Source organism: Streptomyces sp. E2N166, assembly GCF_003671715.1.
Lineage (GTDB): Bacteria > Actinomycetota > Actinomycetes > Streptomycetales > Streptomycetaceae > Streptomyces > Streptomyces thinghirensis.
Map to the genome: position 1 here is coordinate 91,034 of NZ_RAIF01000032.1, position 17,812 is coordinate 108,845.

14 protein-coding genes and 1 pseudogene are annotated in these 17,812 nt (G+C 70.8%); 8 read left to right on the forward strand and 7 right to left on the reverse strand.

Annotated features, from left to right (window positions below):
- From EBH09_RS27495 to EBH09_RS27510, 4 genes and pseudogenes are all read left to right on the forward strand, one after another.
- Nucleotides 1-1,002: pseudogene (locus tag EBH09_RS27495) on the forward strand (ABC transporter ATP-binding protein); the annotation flags it as partial.
- A 159-nt stretch (nucleotides 1,003-1,161) separates the two neighbouring features.
- Nucleotides 1,162-2,049, forward strand: a complete 888-nt coding sequence (whiH, locus tag EBH09_RS27500) for a sporulation transcriptional regulator WhiH (RefSeq protein ID WP_121749637.1) — start codon at nucleotides 1,162-1,164, stop codon at nucleotides 2,047-2,049.
- A gap of 423 nt (nucleotides 2,050-2,472) precedes the next feature.
- Nucleotides 2,473-4,005, forward strand: a complete 1,533-nt coding sequence (locus tag EBH09_RS27505) for an RNA polymerase sigma factor (RefSeq protein ID WP_121751036.1) — start codon at nucleotides 2,473-2,475, stop codon at nucleotides 4,003-4,005.
- A 170-nt stretch (nucleotides 4,006-4,175) separates the two neighbouring features.
- Complete coding sequence (locus EBH09_RS27510; RefSeq protein WP_121749638.1) at nucleotides 4,176-5,030, forward strand: serine protease; 855 nt, start codon at nucleotides 4,176-4,178, stop codon at nucleotides 5,028-5,030.
- Nucleotides 5,031-5,185: 155 nt separating this feature from the next.
- Here EBH09_RS27510 and EBH09_RS27515 read toward each other — a convergent pair whose 3' ends face one another.
- Entirely contained in the window at nucleotides 5,186-5,416 is a 231-nt protein-coding gene (locus tag EBH09_RS27515; protein ID WP_121749639.1) for a hypothetical protein, read from the reverse strand.
- 440 nt (nucleotides 5,417-5,856) lie between these two features.
- Between EBH09_RS27515 and EBH09_RS27520 the strand changes: the two genes are divergently transcribed.
- The 3 genes from EBH09_RS27520 to EBH09_RS27530 all read left to right on the forward strand — a co-directional run bounded on the left by EBH09_RS27520 (nucleotide 5,857) and on the right by EBH09_RS27530 (nucleotide 10,335).
- Entirely contained in the window at nucleotides 5,857-7,980 is a 2,124-nt protein-coding gene (locus tag EBH09_RS27520) for a DNA topoisomerase IV subunit B (RefSeq protein WP_121749640.1), read from the forward strand.
- Nucleotides 7,981-8,182: 202 nt separating this feature from the next.
- Nucleotides 8,183-8,746, forward strand: a complete 564-nt coding sequence (locus EBH09_RS27525) for a DUF485 domain-containing protein (RefSeq protein ID WP_121749641.1) — start codon at nucleotides 8,183-8,185, stop codon at nucleotides 8,744-8,746.
- Nucleotides 8,743-10,335: a cation acetate symporter gene (locus tag EBH09_RS27530; protein ID WP_121749642.1), complete on the forward strand. Its 1,593-nt coding sequence runs from the start codon at nucleotides 8,743-8,745 to the stop codon at nucleotides 10,333-10,335. Before EBH09_RS27525 ends, EBH09_RS27530 begins: the two co-directional genes overlap by 4 nt.
- A gap of 30 nt (nucleotides 10,336-10,365) precedes the next feature.
- Here the strand turns inward: EBH09_RS27530 and EBH09_RS27535 are convergent, their stop codons facing one another.
- The 4 genes from EBH09_RS27535 to EBH09_RS27550 form a co-directional block, all read right to left on the reverse strand.
- Entirely contained in the window at nucleotides 10,366-11,046 is a 681-nt protein-coding gene (locus EBH09_RS27535; protein WP_121749643.1) for a response regulator, read from the reverse strand.
- The gene (locus EBH09_RS27540) at nucleotides 11,043-12,734 is read right to left on the reverse strand and encodes a sensor histidine kinase (protein WP_121749644.1); all 1,692 of its coding nucleotides are present in this window, start codon (nucleotides 12,732-12,734) and stop codon (nucleotides 11,043-11,045) included. The genes EBH09_RS27535 and EBH09_RS27540 overlap by 4 nt, the downstream gene beginning before the upstream one ends.
- Nucleotides 12,735-12,963: 229 nt before the next feature.
- Complete coding sequence (locus EBH09_RS27545) at nucleotides 12,964-13,914, reverse strand: sucrase ferredoxin (protein ID WP_121749645.1); 951 nt, start codon at nucleotides 13,912-13,914, stop codon at nucleotides 12,964-12,966.
- 54 nt (nucleotides 13,915-13,968) lie between these two features.
- Nucleotides 13,969-15,228: a citrate synthase gene (locus EBH09_RS27550; RefSeq protein WP_121749646.1), complete on the reverse strand. Its 1,260-nt coding sequence runs from the start codon at nucleotides 15,226-15,228 to the stop codon at nucleotides 13,969-13,971.
- Between the two features lie 112 nt (nucleotides 15,229-15,340).
- On the opposite strand from EBH09_RS27550, the gene EBH09_RS27555 reads away from it, so the two are divergent.
- Nucleotides 15,341-16,513 carry a citrate synthase/methylcitrate synthase gene (locus EBH09_RS27555; protein ID WP_121749647.1) on the forward strand — a complete coding sequence of 391 codons (1,173 nt, stop codon included), beginning with the start codon at nucleotides 15,341-15,343 and terminating at the stop codon, nucleotides 16,511-16,513.
- 172 nt (nucleotides 16,514-16,685) lie between these two features.
- On the opposite strand, the gene EBH09_RS27560 is transcribed toward EBH09_RS27555, so the two are convergent.
- Nucleotides 16,686-16,922 (reverse strand): hypothetical protein, encoded by a 237-nt coding sequence (locus tag EBH09_RS27560; RefSeq protein ID WP_121749648.1) that lies wholly within the window; start codon nucleotides 16,920-16,922, stop codon nucleotides 16,686-16,688.
- A 136-nt stretch (nucleotides 16,923-17,058) separates the two neighbouring features.
- Nucleotides 17,059-17,607, reverse strand: coding sequence for a DUF6082 family protein (locus tag EBH09_RS27565; protein WP_121749649.1), 549 nt, complete (start codon nucleotides 17,605-17,607; stop codon nucleotides 17,059-17,061).
- Nucleotides 17,608-17,812 lie beyond the last annotated feature (205 nt).

Consider the following 17,812-nt stretch of genomic DNA (forward strand, 5'->3'; position numbering starts at 1 on the left):
CCTCCGGACGAGCCGCTCGACAGCCCGCAGCCCGAGGGACCACAACCGTCCCCCACCGAGCCCGCAGGCGACCTATCCGGGGCCGAGTCCGCCCACACCCCACCCGCCCACACCCCTCCCTCCCTCACCGCCCCCCGGCGCACACCGCGCCCGTTCGCCGCCCTCACTCCCGCCGCAGCGGACACCCGGAAGGCGGCCTCCTCGCTGCCGCCACCCATCTCCGTCCGCTCCGCCCCCAGCCCTCTCAGTCCACTCCGCTACGAACTGCGCCGCGCGGTCGGCATCAGCACCGGGTTCGTCACCGGCGCCGTCGTACTCGTCGTGTCCGCCGTCACCGCTGTGGTCCTGGCGCGCGTCGGGCACACCCCGCAGCCACGTCTCCTGGCCGCGTGGCCGCGGGAACTGCCGCTGCCGCCCGCGGCGCTCGGGGCGGGGCTGCTCGGTGCGCTCGCCTTCGGTGACGAGTTCCGTCATCCCGCCCTGGCGGCGGACCGCGGTACGGTGCCCCGCCGGATGGGGCTGCTGACCGCCAAACTCCTCGTATCCGCGGCCACCGCGCTGGTGCTGGCCGCCCTGACGGTGGGCTGCGACGCCGAAGTGCTTCATCTGTTCTACGGACAGGAGCTCGCGAGGGTTCCCGTCGACTGGCCCGCGTTGACCGCCGGTTGGCTCGGACTCGTCGTCGGATGCGCCTGGTCCGGTGTGCTTGCCGCGGGCGTCTTCCGCTCCACGACGGCTGGGCTCGCCGCTGTGGTCGCCGTCCCCGTCCTCGTCGTACCGCTCGTACAAAGGGTCTGGGCGGGCCCGTCCGTGCGGACCGCCGCAGGTTTCCCGATGAGGGTGCGCGAGGTCCTTCTGACGCAGTGGCCGTTCGGTGGTGAGCGGTATCTGGCCGAGGTGCTGCGCGTGATCGTCCAACCCGTCGGCAGCGCACTGACGTTGTCGCTGACCGCTCTGCTCTGCGCATACCTGCTCATGACCCTGCGCAGCAGGGCCCGATGACCTCCGCCCCCCTTCCGGTCCGACCGTGTGCGCAACTCCCCGGGGAAAGCCCATTTCTTTCCGATAAGGCGTCAATTGCGACGGGGTGAGCGATCACCCTTTCGTGTGCTTTTCACCAAAGACCTCAAGGGAGTTGAGGACGGCGCCGACAAAGGATGCGTGACTACCCTTGCGCACGCCATGATGACCGCCGCCCGCTCCGCCGACTCCGGCCTCGCGAACTCGGGCGAATTCGACCGCTACCCCTACGCCGAGGCGCCCGCCGTCAACCGCGTCGGGGTGCCCGCCTGGGAAGGGGTGGAGCCCGAGCTCGGCCGCGTGGGCCGGCGCACCGCGGGCAGCCGCGGCCGCGGACTGCACGGACAACTCGTCCAGCAGCTCGGCCAGATGATCGTTTCGGGCGACCTGGGCGCGGACCGTCCGCTGGTGCCCGAGGAGATCGGCCAGCGTTTCGAGGTGTCCCGCACCGTCGTCCGTGAGTCCCTCCGCGTCCTGGAAGCCAAAGGGCTGGTCAGTGCCCGCCCGAACGTCGGCACGCGCGTGCGTCCCGTCAGTGACTGGAATCTCCTGGACCCGGACATCATCGAGTGGCGCGCCTTCGGACCGCAGCGCGACGACCAGCGCCGCGAGCTCAGCGAACTGCGCTGGACGATCGAGCCCCTCGCCGCGCGCCTCGCCGCCGGGCACGGGCGCGAGGACATCCAGCAGCGTCTGTCCGACATGGTCGGGATCATGGGCCACGCCATGGGCCAGGGTGACGCGCTGACCTTCTCGCGCGCCGACGCCGAGTTCCACGCGCTCCTCATCCAGATCGCGGGCAACCGCATGCTGGATCACCTCTCCGGGATCGTCTCCGCCGCCCTCCACGTCTCGGGCGGCCCGGTCACGGGCTGTGACCGGCCGAACGACGTCTCGCTGGCGCAGCACGGCAGGATCGTCGACGCGCTCGCCGCGGGGGACGGCGCGGCGGCCGAGACCGCCATGCGCCAGCTTCTGACCGTCCACCCCGAGGTGGAACGCGTGGTGCCCGCCCCGCGCGAGCACTGACCACGTTCCGCCCCAACGGCGCGGGCCGGGCACGCCAGACCCCTCCTATGGCAGTGATCGGCCGGTTCGCCGGCACCGGACCCCGCGGAATCCCTGTGATTCCGCGGGGTCCGACGGTGTGGTGAGAGGCTGAGCCTCCTGGTGCGGTCAGGTTGTCTCGTTGGTGACCGTGTTTATCCGTGTCTGACCAATTTTGAACGCTTACGGGGTGTGACTCGGGCCACGCGGATTGGGCGTAACGCTCGTGGGAACAACGCGATGACCTAAGAGGTGACAGCCGCGGAGGGAATACGGACGCCGTTCATGGCGCTGTGCATCTCCCCGGCACGCCCGCGCCGTCGGCCCACTCCCAAGCCGGCGGTCGGCTCCTGTCCATCATGGATGGGGCCGGAAGCCGTTTTCCAACGTTCCGAGAGGTTGTTCGTGTCGGCCAGCACATCCCGTACGCTCCCGCCGGAGATCGCCGAGTCCGTCTCTGTCATGGCGCTCATTGAGCGGGGAAAGGCTGAGGGGCAGATCGCCGGCGACGACGTGCGTCGGGCCTTCGAAGCTGACCAGATTCCGGCCACTCAGTGGAAGAACGTACTGCGCAGCCTCAACCAGATCCTCGAGGAAGAGGGTGTGACGCTGATGGTCAGTGCCGCAGAGCCCAAGCGCACCCGTAAGAGCGTCGCAGCGAAGAGTCCCGCCAAGCGCACCGCCACCAAGGCGGTCGCGGCGAAGGCGGTGACCAGCAGGAAGGCCACCGCCCCCGCCTCCCCGGAGGCGCCCGCCCCCGACCCCGCCGTCGAGGAAGAGGCGCCCGCCAAGAAGGCGGCGGCCAAGAAGACGACCGCCAAGAAGGCGGCGGCGAAGAAGACGGCCGTCAAGAAGACGGCTGCCAAGAAGACCACCGCCAAGAAGGAAGACGGCGAGCTTCTCGAGGACGAGGCGGTCGAGGAGCCGAAGGTCGCGACGGAGGAGCCCGAGGGCACCGAGAACGCGGGCTTCGTGCTGTCCGACGACGACGAGGACGACGCTCCGGCCCAGCAGGTCGCCGCGGCCGGCGCCACCGCCGACCCGGTCAAGGACTACCTCAAGCAGATCGGCAAGGTCCCCCTGCTCAACGCCGAGCAGGAGGTCGAGCTCGCCAAGCGCATCGAGGCGGGTCTGTTCGCCGAGGACAAGCTGGCGAACTCGGACAAGCTCGCGCCCAAGCTCAAGCGTGAGCTGGAGATCATCGCCGAGGACGGCCGCCGCGCCAAGAACCACCTTCTGGAGGCCAACCTCCGCCTGGTGGTCTCCCTGGCCAAGCGCTACACCGGTCGCGGCATGCTCTTCCTGGACCTCATCCAGGAGGGCAACCTCGGCCTGATCCGCGCGGTGGAGAAGTTCGACTACACCAAGGGCTACAAGTTCTCCACGTACGCCACCTGGTGGATCCGTCAGGCGATCACCCGCGCGATGGCCGACCAGGCCCGCACCATCCGTATCCCGGTGCACATGGTCGAGGTCATCAACAAGCTCGCGCGCGTGCAGCGCCAGATGCTCCAGGACCTGGGCCGCGAGCCCACCCCGGAGGAGCTGGCCAAGGAACTCGACATGACCCCGGAGAAGGTCATCGAGGTCCAGAAGTACGGTCGCGAGCCCATCTCGCTGCACACCCCGCTGGGCGAGGACGGCGACAGCGAGTTCGGTGACCTCATCGAGGACTCCGAAGCGGTCGTCCCGGCCGACGCGGTCAGCTTCACGCTCCTGCAGGAGCAGCTGCACTCCGTCCTCGACACCCTCTCCGAGCGCGAGGCGGGCGTCGTCTCCATGCGTTTCGGTCTCACCGACGGTCAGCCGAAGACCCTCGACGAGATCGGCAAGGTGTACGGCGTCACGCGTGAGCGCATCCGCCAGATCGAGTCGAAGACCATGTCGAAGCTGCGTCACCCGTCGCGCTCCCAGGTGCTGCGCGACTACCTCGACTAGGTCGCGTTCGTACGAGCTGTCGTACGAGCTGCCGTTCCAGCCGTTGTAGAAGCGTCAGGCCCGGTTCCACCAGGTGGGGAACCGGGCCTTCGCGTTGACCAGCGGGTGCGCGGTACGGCGGGCTGGATCACTCTGGGTGTTCCATCATCATCTCGGAGTGAGGAGCCTGCATGCGTCGCCTCTTTGCCCGGGCACTGGCCCGGCCGCTGGTCCTGGCGGCCGCGGCGACCGCGATACCGCTGGTGTCCGTTGCCCCCGCGTCCGCCGACAGCATCGTCGTCGGAGGCTTTCCGGTCGAAGTGTCCGACAGCCCGTGGACCGTTGCCCTGTCCAGTCGTGACCGGTTCGGAGGTACACGGGCGGGACAGTTCTGCGGGGGAGTGGCCGTCGGCCGCACCACCGTGCTCACGGCGGCACACTGCCTGGGCGAGGAGGTTCTCGGGTCGCCGCCCGAGCAGGTGCGCGACCTGCGGGTCATCGCCGGCCGTACCGACCTGCTCTCGGACCGGGGCCAGGAGATTCCCGTCCGCGACGTCTGGGTGAACCCGGCGCACGACGACGTCAGCAACGCCGGTGACTTCGCGGTGCTCACGCTTTCCGGAGCCCTTCCCGCCGGCTCGGTCATAGGCATGGCGGCGGAGGGTGACCCCGCGTACGGGCCCGAGACGGGAGCGCTCGTCTACGGATGGGGCGACACCTCGGGCGCCGGGGACTATGCGAACGGCCTGCGGGCGGCCCGTGTGCGCGTGCTCCCCGACGCGCTCTGTGAGCGGGCGTACCCGGGAAGCGACGACGGGCGGTATCTAGCCGACGGCATGCTCTGCGCCGGAGAGAACACAGGTGGCCGCGATGCCTGTCAGGGGGACAGCGGGGGGCCGCTGGTCGCCCAGGGCAGGCTCATCGGGCTCGTGTCCTGGGGGAGCGGGTGCGGGCGTCCGGGCAGTCCCGGGGTCTACACGCGCGTCTCCGCCGTTCTGCGGACGCTGGGATGGGACTCCGCCTCGCGGCAGCGCGAGGGCGTCTGACGGCTCCTGAGAGCCTTGCCGAGTACAAGCACGGGCGGGCCCCGGGCACGAGCACGGGCGGGCCCCGGGCACGAGCACGGGCGGCCGCCTCCGGTTTCCGGGGGCGGCCGCCCGTTCGGCCTGTGCCGGGCTGGCTCGTCGTCGGGCGCGTCGCGTCAGCGCTCTTCCTCCTGGGAAGATTCCGGAACGGCCGTCAGCCGCTCCGTCTCGTCCTGTATCTCAGCGGCGATCTTCTTGAGTTCCGGCTCGAACTTGCGCCCATGGTGAGCGCAGAAGAGCAGTTCTCCGCCGCTCAGCAGGACGACGCGCAGGTATGCCTGGGCGCCGCAGCGGTCGCAGCGATCGGCGGCCGTCAGCGGGCTTGCGGAAGTCAGAACAGTAGTCACGTCGCCTCTTCTCTAGCTCGACGAGCTGTCGTACCAGGGTCAACATCCAACCAGCCCCAAAACGTTCCCGCTCGTGGCTTTTCCTCGAAAAAACTTTCCGAGGGGCAGGCTGTTGCCGGTTGGCGGCGAATGTGCCGTATTGCGTGTCTCTGTGTCGTACGGGTTCGCGCAGTCGGTCAGTGTCAGTCCCGCCGGCTGGGTTGCCGGTTTGTTCATGAGGACGTGCCCGGAGCCTAAATGGTTCATGCCTCGAAGGGAACGTGATGTGTACTTCACCCCATCGAGGGATCGAACAAGCATACGACGCTGGACTAGGGTGTGTCCTCGACGAGGGTGGCGTTACAACGGCTCTACCAGGCATCGGTACCCTCTGACCGGTGAACCGAGCCGCGCCCTTACCCAGCGGGGCCCCATCTGAAATTCAGCGAGGAGCGAACCGCGTGACCGCCGAGACATCCGTGCCGTCCACTGCGCTGCTGGCAGGAGCAGACCGGGACGGGTCCAACTACACCGCGCGGCACCTGCTCGTCCTCGAGGGGCTCGAGGCCGTACGCAAGCGTCCGGGCATGTACATCGGATCGACCGACAGCCGTGGCCTGATGCACTGCCTGTGGGAGATCATCGACAACTCCGTCGACGAGGCCCTCGGCGGCTACTGCGACCACATCGAGGTGATCCTCCACGACGACGCGTCGGTGGAGGTCCGGGACAACGGCCGGGGCATCCCGGTCGACGTCGAGCCCAAGACCGGCCTGTCCGGCGTCGAGGTCGTCATGACCAAGCTGCACGCCGGCGGCAAGTTCGGCGGCGGCTCGTACGCGGCCTCCGGCGGTCTGCACGGCGTCGGCGCCTCCGTGGTGAACGCCCTGTCCGCCCGGCTGGACATCGAGGTGGACCGCAGCGGGCACACGAACGCCATCAGCTTCCGGCGTGGCGTTCCCGGCGCGTTCACCGGGACGGGCCCGGACGCCAAGTTCGAGGCCGGGAGCGGGCTGCGCAAGGGCAAGAAGATCCCCAAGAGCCGCACCGGCACGCGCGTGCGGTACTGGGCCGACCGGCAGATCTTCCTCAAGGACGCCAAGCTCTCCCTGGACAACCTGCACCAGCGGGCCCGCCAGACCGCGTTCCTGGTGCCCGGGCTGACCATCGTCGTCCGCGACGAGTTCGGCCTCGGCGACGGCGGCAGCAAGGGTGAGGAGTCCTTCCGCTTCGACGGCGGCATCAGCGAGTTCTGCGAGTTCCTGGCCAGTGACAGGCCCGTCTGCGACGTCCTCCGCTTCAGCGGGAACGGCAGCTTCAAGGAGACGGTCCCCGTGCTCGACGAGCACGGCCAGATGACGCCCACCGAGGTCACCCGCGACCTCGGCGTCGACGTCGCGATGCGCTGGGGCACCGGTTACGAGACCACCCTCAAGTCCTTCGTCAACATCATCGCCACGCCCAAGGGCGGCACCCACGTCGCGGGCTTCGAACAAGCGGTGGCGAAGACGATGAACGAGGTGCTGCGGACCAAGAAGATGCTGCGCGTCGCCGAGGACGACATCGTCAAGGACGACGCCCTGGAGGGCCTCACGGCGGTCGTGACGGTCCGCCTGGCCGAGCCGCAGTTCGAGGGCCAGACCAAGGAGGTCCTCGGTACCTCGGCCGCCCGCCGCATCGTGAACAACGTCATCACCAAGGAACTCAAGGCGTTCCTGACCTCCACCAAGCGCGACGCCGCCCAGCAGGCCCGGGTGGTCATGGAGAAGGCCGTCGCCGCGGCCCGTACCCGCATCGCCGCCCGTCAGCACAAGGATGCCCAGCGCCGCAAGACGGCTCTGGAGTCCTCCTCGCTGCCCGCGAAGCTCGCCGACTGCCGCAGCGACGACGTGGACCGCAGCGAGCTGTTCATCGTGGAGGGCGACTCCGCACTGGGCACGGCGAAGCTCGCCCGGAACTCCGAGTTCCAGGCGCTGCTGCCGATCCGCGGCAAGATCCTCAACGTCCAGAAGTCGTCCGTGACCGACATGCTGAAGAACGCCGAGTGCGGCGCGATCATCCAGGTCATAGGAGCCGGATCGGGCCGCACCTTCGACATCGACGCGGCCCGCTACGGCAAGATCATCATGATGACCGACGCCGATGTGGACGGCTCCCACATCCGTACCCTGCTGCTGACCCTGTTCCACCGCTACATGCGGCCCATGGTGGAGGCGGGCCGGGTCTTCGCCGCGGTGCCGCCGCTGCACCGCATCGAGCTCGTCCAGCCCAAGAAGGGCCAGGACAAGTACGTCTACACGTACTCGGACCGCGAGCTGCGCGACACGCTCATGGAGTTCCAGAGCAAGAACATCCGGTACAAGGACTCCATCCAGCGCTACAAGGGTCTGGGTGAGATGGACGCCGACCAGCTGGCGGAGACGACCATGGACCCTCGGCGCCGCACCCTGCGCCGCATCAACCTCACCGATCTGGACTCCGCCGAGCAGGTCTTCGACCTGCTGATGGGCAATGACGTCGCTCCCCGCAAGGAGTTCATCTCCAGTTCGGCGGCGACGCTCGACCGATCGCGCATCGACGCGTGACGGTTGGTAACCATACGTAACGGTCGAGTCGGGCCCGGGGTCGTCGACCCCGGGCCCGGCGAGGCTCGAGGTCCGAACTCGGACGCTGCTTTACGCGTACGTGAAGGGGCTTGTGCCGCCACCCCGGGACACAGTCACCTGATGGGGTGAAGTGCGATGGGAAGAAGAGTCGGGGATCTTCCCGTTCTGTCCATCCTTGGGCATGCAGCCAAGCAATGATCGCCTCAGCGGTGCGTGGGGTGGTCCCGAAAGCGCGGTCGACCACCGCGACGCCCCGGTCGGCGCCTCAGCCGACGCGTCTCCGAGTCCGGGATACGACGACCCGTGGTACGACGCCCTCGCCTCCGGCTGGGGTGAGTCGGCCGGTACGGGGGTACCGGAGCCCGCGCCGCCCTCGATGCGCCGGGAACCTGCGGGAGGGTCGCCCCGGGGCGCGGCCGACGTGTACCTGGAGGTCCAGCGCAGTGCGGCCTTCCAGGAGGTCCGCAGCCGGTACCGGAGGTTCGTGGTGCCGGCGGTGGCCGCCTTCTTCGTCTGGTACGTCGCCTATGTGGTGGCCGCCACGACGGCGCCCACGCTGATGGCCCGGCCGGTGGCCGGGGCGGTGAACGTGGCGATGGTCGCCGGGCTCGGGCAGTTCCTCACCACGTTCCTTCTCACCTGGGCGTACGCCCGGCACGCCCGGCTGCGCAGGGACCGGGCCGCGCTCGAACTGCGCTGGGAGACCCAGGAACTGACGCGCGGAGTGCGAGGCGGTGGGTCGTGACGGGCGATCACCAGACGCTGGCGCTGCTGCTGTTCAGCACATTCGTCGCCGTCACCCTGGCGATCACCACATGGGTGAGCCGCAAGAGGCAGGGCTCGGCGGAGGAGTTCTACGCGGGCGGCCGTCTGTTCTCCCCGATGGAGAATGGTTTCGCCATCGCCGGCGACTACATGTCGGCCGCTTCCTTCCTCGGCATCTCCGGGCTCATCGCGCTCTACGGCTACGACGGCATGCTGTACTCGGTGGGCTTTCTGGTCGCCTGGCTCGTCGTGCTGTTCCTCGTCGCCGAACTGGTGCGCAACTGCGGGCGCTTCACCCTCGCCGACGTCGTGGCGGCACGGATGCGGGAGCGACCGGTACGGATCGCGGCGGGAACCTCCTCGGTCACCGTGTCCGTGATGTACCTGGTGGCGCAGATGGTGGGCGCGGGCAGTCTGGTCGCGCTGCTGCTCGGCGGGACGACCGAGGCAGCGCGGACCTGGACGGTCATCGGCGTCGGCGCCCTCATGGTGATCTACGTGTCGCTGGGAGGGATGCGGGCCACCACCTGGATCCAGATCGTGAAGGCCGTGCTGCTGCTCGGCGGCACCGTGACGCTGACCGCGCTCGTCCTGGTGCGCTTCCACGGCGACTTCGACCGGCTGCTGCGCACGGCGGCCGAACGCAGCGGTCACGGCGAGGCGTTCCTGGCGCCCGGGCTGGCGTACGGCGGGGACTGGACCTCGCGCTTCGACTTCATCAGTTTGGGGCTCGCTCTGGTGCTGGGCACGGCCGGGCTGCCGCACATCCTGTCCCGCTTCTACACCGTGCCCACCGCCCGGGCGGCAAGGCGGTCGGTCGTCTGGTCGATCGGCCTCATCGGCGGCTTCTACCTGATGACGATCGTGCTCGGCTTCGGCGCCGCCGCCCTGGTCGGACCCGGTGCCGTACGAGCGTCGAACGCCGCCGGGAACACGGCGGTCCCGTTGCTCGCCCTCGACCTTGGCGGCGGCGCGGGGTCCACCGGGGGAACGGTTCTGTTCGCGGTGGTCGCCGCCGTCGCGTTCGCCACCATCCTCGCCGTGGTCGCCGGTATCACCCTGGCCTCCTCGGCGTCCGTGGCCCACGACCTGTACGCGTCCCTGCGGCGCCGCGACGCGAAGCCGCGCAGTGAGGTCGCCGTGGCGCGTATCGCCGCCGTCGGTATCGGCGCCGTGGCTATCGCTCTCGGCCTGCTGGCCCGCGACCTCAACGTCGCGTTCCTGGTGGGCCTCGCCTTCGCCGTCGCCGCGTCCGCCAATCTGCCGGTGCTGCTCTACTCGCTGTTCTGGCGCGGTTTCACCACACGCGGTGCCGTCTGGGCCGTGTACGGCGGCCTCGTCCCCTCCGTGGTGCTCGTGCTGCTGTCGCCGGTGGTGTCGGGCAGCCCGCAGGCGCTGTTCCCGGGCGTCGACTTCCAGTACTTCCCCCTGCAGAACCCCGGCCTGGTGTCGATCCCGCTGGGCTTCGTCGCGGGCTGGCTCGGCACGGTCACCTCGCGGGAGGTCCCGGACGAGGCCAAGCACGCCGAGACGGAGGTGCGGTCGCTGACCGGGGCGGGGGCCGTGTAGGAGGCGGCGGCGCGGTCGGCCCGACGCCGCTCAGGGGCGGGTCGCCCACTCGTAGCGGTGCTCCGGACGGCCGGCGTCGCCGTACTTGAGGGTCAGCCTGGCCCGTCCCGTGCGTTCCAGGAGCTTGAGATAGCGCTGAGCGGTCTGGCGGCTCACCCCGGTCCGTTCGGCGATCTCCTGGGCAGAGAGCGCGCCGTCGGCCTTCATCAGGCACTGGCGCACGAGCTCGGCGGTGGTGGGGGAGTGCCCCTTGGGCAGCCCCGGTTCCGACGGTGCCGACAGGGCGCCGAAGATGCGGTCGACCTCGGCCTGCTCCGCCTCGCCACCGCCGTCGAGAGTGCGCCGCAGCTCCGCGTACGCCTCCAACTTGGCGCGCAGCCCCGCGAACGCGAACGGCTTGACCAGGTACTGCAGGGCCCCCTGGCGCATCGCCGCCTGGACGGTCGACACATCCCGCGCCGCCGTCACCATGATCACGTCGGTCTGATTGCCGCGCCGCCGCATCTCCTGGACGACCTCCAGGCCGGTCCGGTCGGGCAGGTAGTGGTCCAGCAGGATCAGGTCCAGGCGGGGCAGCGCCTCCACCCTGCGCAGCGCCTCCAGCGCGTTGTGCGCCTCGCCGGCGACGTGGAAGCCCGGGACCTTCTCGACGTAGGCGGCGTTGACCCGCGCGACCCGCGTGTCGTCGTCCACCACCAGGACCTCGATCATCGGGACTCCTCCTCGGCAGCGGTGTTCACGGGGGCGGTGAGGGTGGGGGCAGGGGTGGTAAGGGCGGGGTCCGGGTCCGGTTCGGTCAGTGCATCGGGCAGGACGACGACGAACTCCGCGCCCCCGCCGTGCGCCTCACGGACGGCGGCGCTGCCGCCCTGCCGCTCGGCCAGCCTGCGTACCAGCGACAGCCCGATGCCGCGCTGGCGGTGAGCCGGCGGCTCCTTGGTCGACCAGCCCGCCGTGAACACCAGCTCACGGTGTTCCTCGGGAATCCCGGGCCCCGTGTCACGCACTCGGAGCGTGGCGGCACGTCCCCGCGCGCGCAATTCGACCTCTACGCGCGCGTGCGGCTCCCCCGCGACGGCGTCGAGTGCGTTGTCGACCAGGTTGCCGACGACCGTGACGAGCCCTCCTGGGTCGACCAGACGGTCGGGCAGTCGCGTCCGGTCGGACACCCACAGCACGACTCCGCGTTCGGCCGCGACGGTCGCCTTGCCGACCAGCAGGGCGGCGAGGAGGGGGTCCTGGATCCGCTCGGTGATCTGCTCCGCGGTGACCCGGTGGTCGCCGACCACCTCGCCGACGAACTCCACGGCGTCGTCGTACATCTCCAGTTCGAGCAGCCCCAGCAGGGTGTGCATGCGGTTGGCGTGCTCGTGGTCCTGCGCGCGCAGGGCGTCGATCAGGCCGCGCGTCGAGTCGAGCTCCCGGCCGAGCTGCTCCAGCTCGGTTCGGTCGCGCAGGGTGGCGACGGCGCCGCCGTCGTCGGTGGGCATCCGGTTGGCGACCAGGACCCGCTGGCCGCGTACGGTCAGCAGGTCGGTGCCGGTCACCCGGCCGGCCAGGACGTCGGCCGTACGCCCCGCGCCGAGCGCCTCGTCGGGGGAGCAGCCGACGGCCTCGCCACCGATGCCCAGCAGGCGTTGCGCCTCGTCGTTGACCAGTCGCACCCTGCCGCCGCGATCCAGGGCGACGACACCCTCCCGGATGCCGTGCAGCATGGCCTCGCGCTCCGCCAGCAGCCCCGCGATGTCCGAGAAGGCCAGGTCACGGGTCTGCCGCTGGACCCGGCGCGAGATGAGCCAGGCTGCCAGCGCGCCCACGGCCAGCGCGCCGCCGGCGTACGCGAACAGCCCCGGGATGGCGTGGATCAGCCGGGCCCGGACGCTGTCGTACGCGATGCCGACCGAGACCGCGCCGACGATGTCGCCGTCGCCGTCACGCAGCGGCACCTTGCCGCGCGCGGACCGTCCCAGGGTGCCGTCGTCGATCTCCATGATCTCGCGGCCCGCCAGGGCCTGTCCGGGGTCGGTGGAGACGACGTCGCCGATCCGGTCCGGATCGGTGTGCGACCATCGCACGCCCCGCCGGTCCATCACGACGACGTACTCCGCTCTGGTGGCCTTCCGGATCCGCTCCGTTTCCCGCTGCACCGGGCCGTCCGGCGCCGGACGGGTGGTCCGCAGGTCCCGTACGACCTGGGGCTGCTGCGCTGTGGTCTGCGCGATCGCGAGCGCTCGGCGCATCGCCTGGTCGTCCAGCTGGTCACCGAGCGGCGCCAGGAACAGCCCGGTCGCGAGTACGGCGACTCCCGCGGCGATCGCCAGCTGCATCAGCAGCACCTGCGAGAACACCCGCCGCGGCAGGCCGAGGCGCAGGCGGCGTACGGGGGGAGTGGGGCTCATACCCATGACGGTACGTGGGAGGTGGCGGCATGCCGTACGGGGTGTGGCGCGGATCTCCCGGGCGCTCGTAGCGAGCGACTCGGCCGGGCCTCCCGCGCGTGTGCCGTTCATCCAGGAGGCTCGCACTGCTCGCCCGGGCGCTTCCGCCGCTCTCCCGGCTCGCACGCCGTTTCCCGAGTCGTCGCCACCGCGGGGCCGGTCCCGCGCCCACCCCCGCGGGGCCGGAACGTCAGCTGGCGAGCGCTGCCGTCACCGACAGTTCGCGCACCGCCGTGACCTCCATGCGCGCCGGCGAACCCAGCACCGAGGCCCCGCAGCTCTCCGGACGCGGGGGCGCCGACGCGCCCTGCGTGACGGTGACCCGCCAGTGCCGGCCGTCGGCGTGGGCCAGGGTCACCTCCCAGCGCGGTGCGGCACCGTCCGTCCGTACGACGTTCAGCGCCTGGGCCGCGTCCTCGTCCACGGCGGCGCGCACGGCCAGCTCGGCTGCCTGGCCGGGGCGCTCCCACGCGGAGCTCCCGCGGCAGCCCTCGACGACGATCCTCCCCCGCGCCGCACCGTGCAGGATCTTCGTGACGGTGTGGGCCTGGACCCGGGCGTAGGCGTATCCGTGGGGCAGCACGAGCACCGCCGGCGAGAAGCGGTGGCCACCCAGATGGGTGACCTCCCACACGCCCTCGGCCCCGGACGCCGCGAGCTCGGCCGCCAACGGCCTGCCGAGGAGAGCGCAGCACCGGTCGCGCTTGCCGTTGGTGCAGACGAGAGCGAGTGGGGCGCCCGGGTGGGGGGCGCCTTCGAGGGCCGAGTCGAAGGCACGGCGATCGCCCCTGCCGAGGGCGGCGAAATCGAGGGCGAGCAGCCGACGGGGGTCGGTGAGCGTTGTGGTGTGCAGCCACACGTTTCCCGGGACCGTGTGGGCCGCGTACACCCGTCGCTCGGCGGGGGCGCTCCGGTCCGCGTCCGCGTGGCGCCCGGGCCTGCGGATGAGCGCGATGCGCACGCCCGTACCCTTCACCGCCGCCTCCAGGGCGCGCCCGAGGGCGGGGTCCAGGTGGCTCGAAGTGAGCGCCTTGGCGCCCCACGGGCCGGGTTGTTCGAGCAGCAACCAGGTCCTCGCGACGGGTGCGGTGCCCGAAACGGGCTCGTCGAGGTTCCGGGAGACGGTTGAGCACGTACTCACAGAGGTGAGCCTAACCTGACTTGTGCCGCGGTGGCTTCCAGCCGCGCCTGAACGCTACTCCGGCAGTGGCTGGGGCGGCCTCGGACCCGAGTAGAGCCCACTCGGCCGCATACGCAGGGGGCGCTCCCCGTACTCCTCCAGCGCATGTGCGATCCAGCCCGCCGTCCGGGCCACGGCGAAGATCGTCTCGGCTGCGGTGGGGGGCATGCCGCAGGACGCGGTGAGCACCGCGAGCGCCAGGTCGACGTTGGCGTTCAGCGGGGTGTGGCGGGCCGCGGTGGCCTGGATGTCACGGGCCGCCGCGAGCGCGGGCGCCGCCCGGGGGATCTCGTCCAGGAGCGCGAAGAGGGCACGCGCGCGTGGGTCCTCGCCGGGGTAGAGCCGGTGGCCGAGTCCCGGGATGCGGCGCCCGGCCCGCAGTTCCTCCGCCACCACCGGCGCCGCGCTGCCCTGGTCGAGCACCTCCAGCAGCAGCCGGTGGGCGAGGCCGCCGGCCGCGCCGTGCAACGGGCCCTCGATCACGCCGAGCCCGGCGGACACGGCGGCGTAGGCGTGCGCCCGGGCCGACGCGGCGACGCGCACGGCGAGCGTGGAGGCTGCCAGGTCGTGGTCGACGAGCAGGGAGAGCGCCGTGTCGAGGGCGTGCAGGGCCGCCTCGTCGGCGGGCCGGCCGCTGAGCCGCGCCCACAGGCGGTGGGCGAGGGGGCCCTGATCGTGCCCGGTGTGCAGTACTGGCGGCAGCGCGGCGACGAGGGTGGGGATGAGGATGCGCGCGGTGCCCAGCACGGCGTCCTCGGAGAGGTCGAAGCGGAGCGGGTCCGCGGTCGCCGCGGCGATGGCCGCGACGCGCAACCGGTCGGCGGGACCGGCGTGCTCGGACAGGGCGTCGACGGCCCGGCGGGCGACGGCCACGGAGTCCTCGGGCGCGGCGAAGGAGATGCCGGGGCGCAACCGTCCGGTCCAGAGCCACTCGGCCACCTCTTCGTAGCTGTGGCGCGCGGCGAGTTCCACCGCGTCGACGCCCCGGTAGTAGAACCGGTCGCTCTCGATGAGCGTGATGCGGGTGCGCACGGCCAACTCCTGGCCGGAGGCCGCGGGGGCGCCGCTGTCGCGCCGGTTGCGCCGGGCGAGCGCCCGCACCTCCTTCGCGTCGAACGTGCTGCCCCGGCCGCCCGGCGTGCGCCTGCTGCCGAGCTGGCCGCGGCTGACGTACGCGTAGACGGTCTCGGGTTTCACCCCGAGCAGTTCGGCCGCCTCCTTGGTGGTCAGGCGCCGTTCACCGGCGGCGGGGTGTTCGGGCTCTTGATCGCGCATGGGGGTCACCGTATCGATCGTGACGGTCGCCTTGGTCCGTGCATTGATTCAATCAATATTGACAGAAGTTGAGTCAACTATAGACAGTACAACCAAGACCAGGGAGGTAACCATGTCCGTCAACAGAACCGAAGCCGCCCCAACGCTCGTCGACGTGCCGCGAGGGCTCGCCGGTGTCGTGGTGGCCGACACCGAGGTCGGTGACGTGCGGGGGCTCGAGGGCTTCTACCACTACCGCCAGTACTCGGCCGTCGAGCTCGCCCAGAGCCGAGCCTTCGAGGACGTCTGGCACCTCCTGGTCCACGGGGAACTCCCGGACGCCGGGCGCGGTGCCGCCTTCGCCGCCGAGACCGCGGCCCTGCGCCGGCTCCCCGACGCGGTACGCACGGCACTGCCCGCCGTCGCCGCGGCCGGTGGACGTTCCGGTCCGCTCACCGGGATGCGCACGGCCCTGTCGCTGCTGGGTGCGGCCCGAGGCTTCAAGCCCGTGTACGACCTGTCGGCCGACGAGCGCCGCCAGGACACCCTCGTGGCCGCCGCGGCCGTACCGACGCTGCTCACCGCGCTGCACCGGTTGGGGCGGGGACTCGAACCGGTGGAGCCTCGCGAGGATCTGTCGTACGCCGCCAACTACCTCTACATGCTGACCGGCACGGACCCGGACGAGCGGCGGACGCGAGCGATCGAGCAGTACCTGATCTCCACCGTTGATCACGGCTTCAACGCGTCAACCTTCACCGCGCGGGTCATCGCCTCGACGGGTGCGGACGTTGCCGCCTGCCTCGCCGGGGCGGTGTCGGCGTTGTCCGGCCCGCTGCACGGCGGGGCGCCCAGCCGGGCCCTGGACACCCTGGACGCGATCGGCACTCCTGACCGCGTCGACGCCTGGATCCGTGAGCGGGTGCTCGCCGGTGACCGCATCATGGGGTTCGGCCACGCGGTCTACCGCACGGAGGACCCGCGCTCCCGGATGCTCCGAGAGGTGGCGCAGCGGTTCGGCGGTCCGCGCGTGGCGTTCGCCGTCGAGGTGGAGCGGCAGGTCGAGGCGATCCTCGCGGAGCTGAAGCCGGGTCGCGAGCTCCACACCAACGTCGAGTTCTACGCGGGCGTGGTCATGGAGTTGTGCGGTCTGCCGCGCGAGATGTTCACGCCGACGTTCGCGGCGGCGCGAGTGGTGGGCTGGAGCGCGAACGTCCTGGAGCAGGCGCGCGATTCGAAGATCATCCGGCCGGCGGCGCGGTATGTGGGGCCGGGGGCGCCGGTCGGGGTGCCTGCGGCGGGCTGAGGAATGCGTGCGGCCTGGTGCCGTTCTGGCGCCAGGCCTCATCGGTGGGGCCGTCGAGCGGGACGGGGTGCCGAGGGCTCGACGGACGGCTGGTCCGGCGCGGTGGACGGTTGCGTGCGGCCGGGAGGGCGTGACGGGACACGGGTCGGGGTGGACACGTGTCCGCGGGAGATCAGGCGTCGGGGATGTCCGCCTTGGCGCGGATCAGGGTCTCCCTGCTGATGACCACGATGCGTTCATAGCCCGCACGGGAGGCATCGGCGGGGAGTTCGCGCTCCAGGGTCTCGGTGGCCTCGGTGCCGATGACGGCGAAATTGCCGTCGCTCAGCTCGAAGAGGTCCGGACAGCTGGCTCCCGAGGTACTGCCGCGCGAGCTTGGAGGCACACCGATGCGGCGCACGATTTTCAAGGGGTACCGGTCCTTACAGGTTGGGCACTGTGCTGGGGAGCACGTTACTGGGATCGGTGGGGCCGGTGTGACTGCATGGCCGAAAGACACCCATGAGAAGCATTTCTCTCCTGAGATTGACTCGCGCCCCGGAGCATCAGACGGACGGGGGCGTGCCCACCACCCACCAGTCGTCCGTGTCGGCCTCGTCCAGATCCTTGATGAGCCCGTCCACCATGCCGCCCACGCGTGACTCGGTGGATGTCGCCTTGAGGGACGCCCGCTGCTCCTTCGATGCCTCCCAGTACTCCCGCATCAGTGGGGTCTGGAACAGCTCGCGCAAGCGCCCGAACAACTCCTCCTGATCCAGGAGGCCCGCTTCGTAGAGGTGGTAGAGGTTGACGTACCACGCGTTCGCGTAGAAGAACTGGCGTCGCTTCTGCGCCGGGATGTCCTTGTCGTACGTGTCGATGACCTCGGCCAGAGAGGGGTCGTCGATCGCCCTGGCCAGCAACTCCCAGTGCATGCGCTGCTGATGCCGCAGCGACTTGCGCCGGATCGCCAGCTCCTCCAGCTCCAGCTGTCGCTCGTGCAGACGGGCCTTCTCCAGCCCTCGCCGGCGCGCGGCCAGCGTCACCCCCGTGGCGAGCAGCATGCCGGCCGCGGCGGAGCCGAACCTCCCCGTGATGTCTTTCCGTGTGACCATGTCAACCCCCGAATCAGGCGACCGCCCGCCGGTCGTCGAGTGCGGGTCGGCTGACGGGGACCGGCGAGCGATGTGGTGGCGCTGCCGCCTCCAGAGTGCCGAGCGGCGCTGACCGGCGGGGAGGCGGAGAGGCGGCGCACGGAGGGAAGCGAGGGTCGCACGGTCCGGCGCCATGCAAAACGTCTGCCCAGCAAGTGCTGCTAAC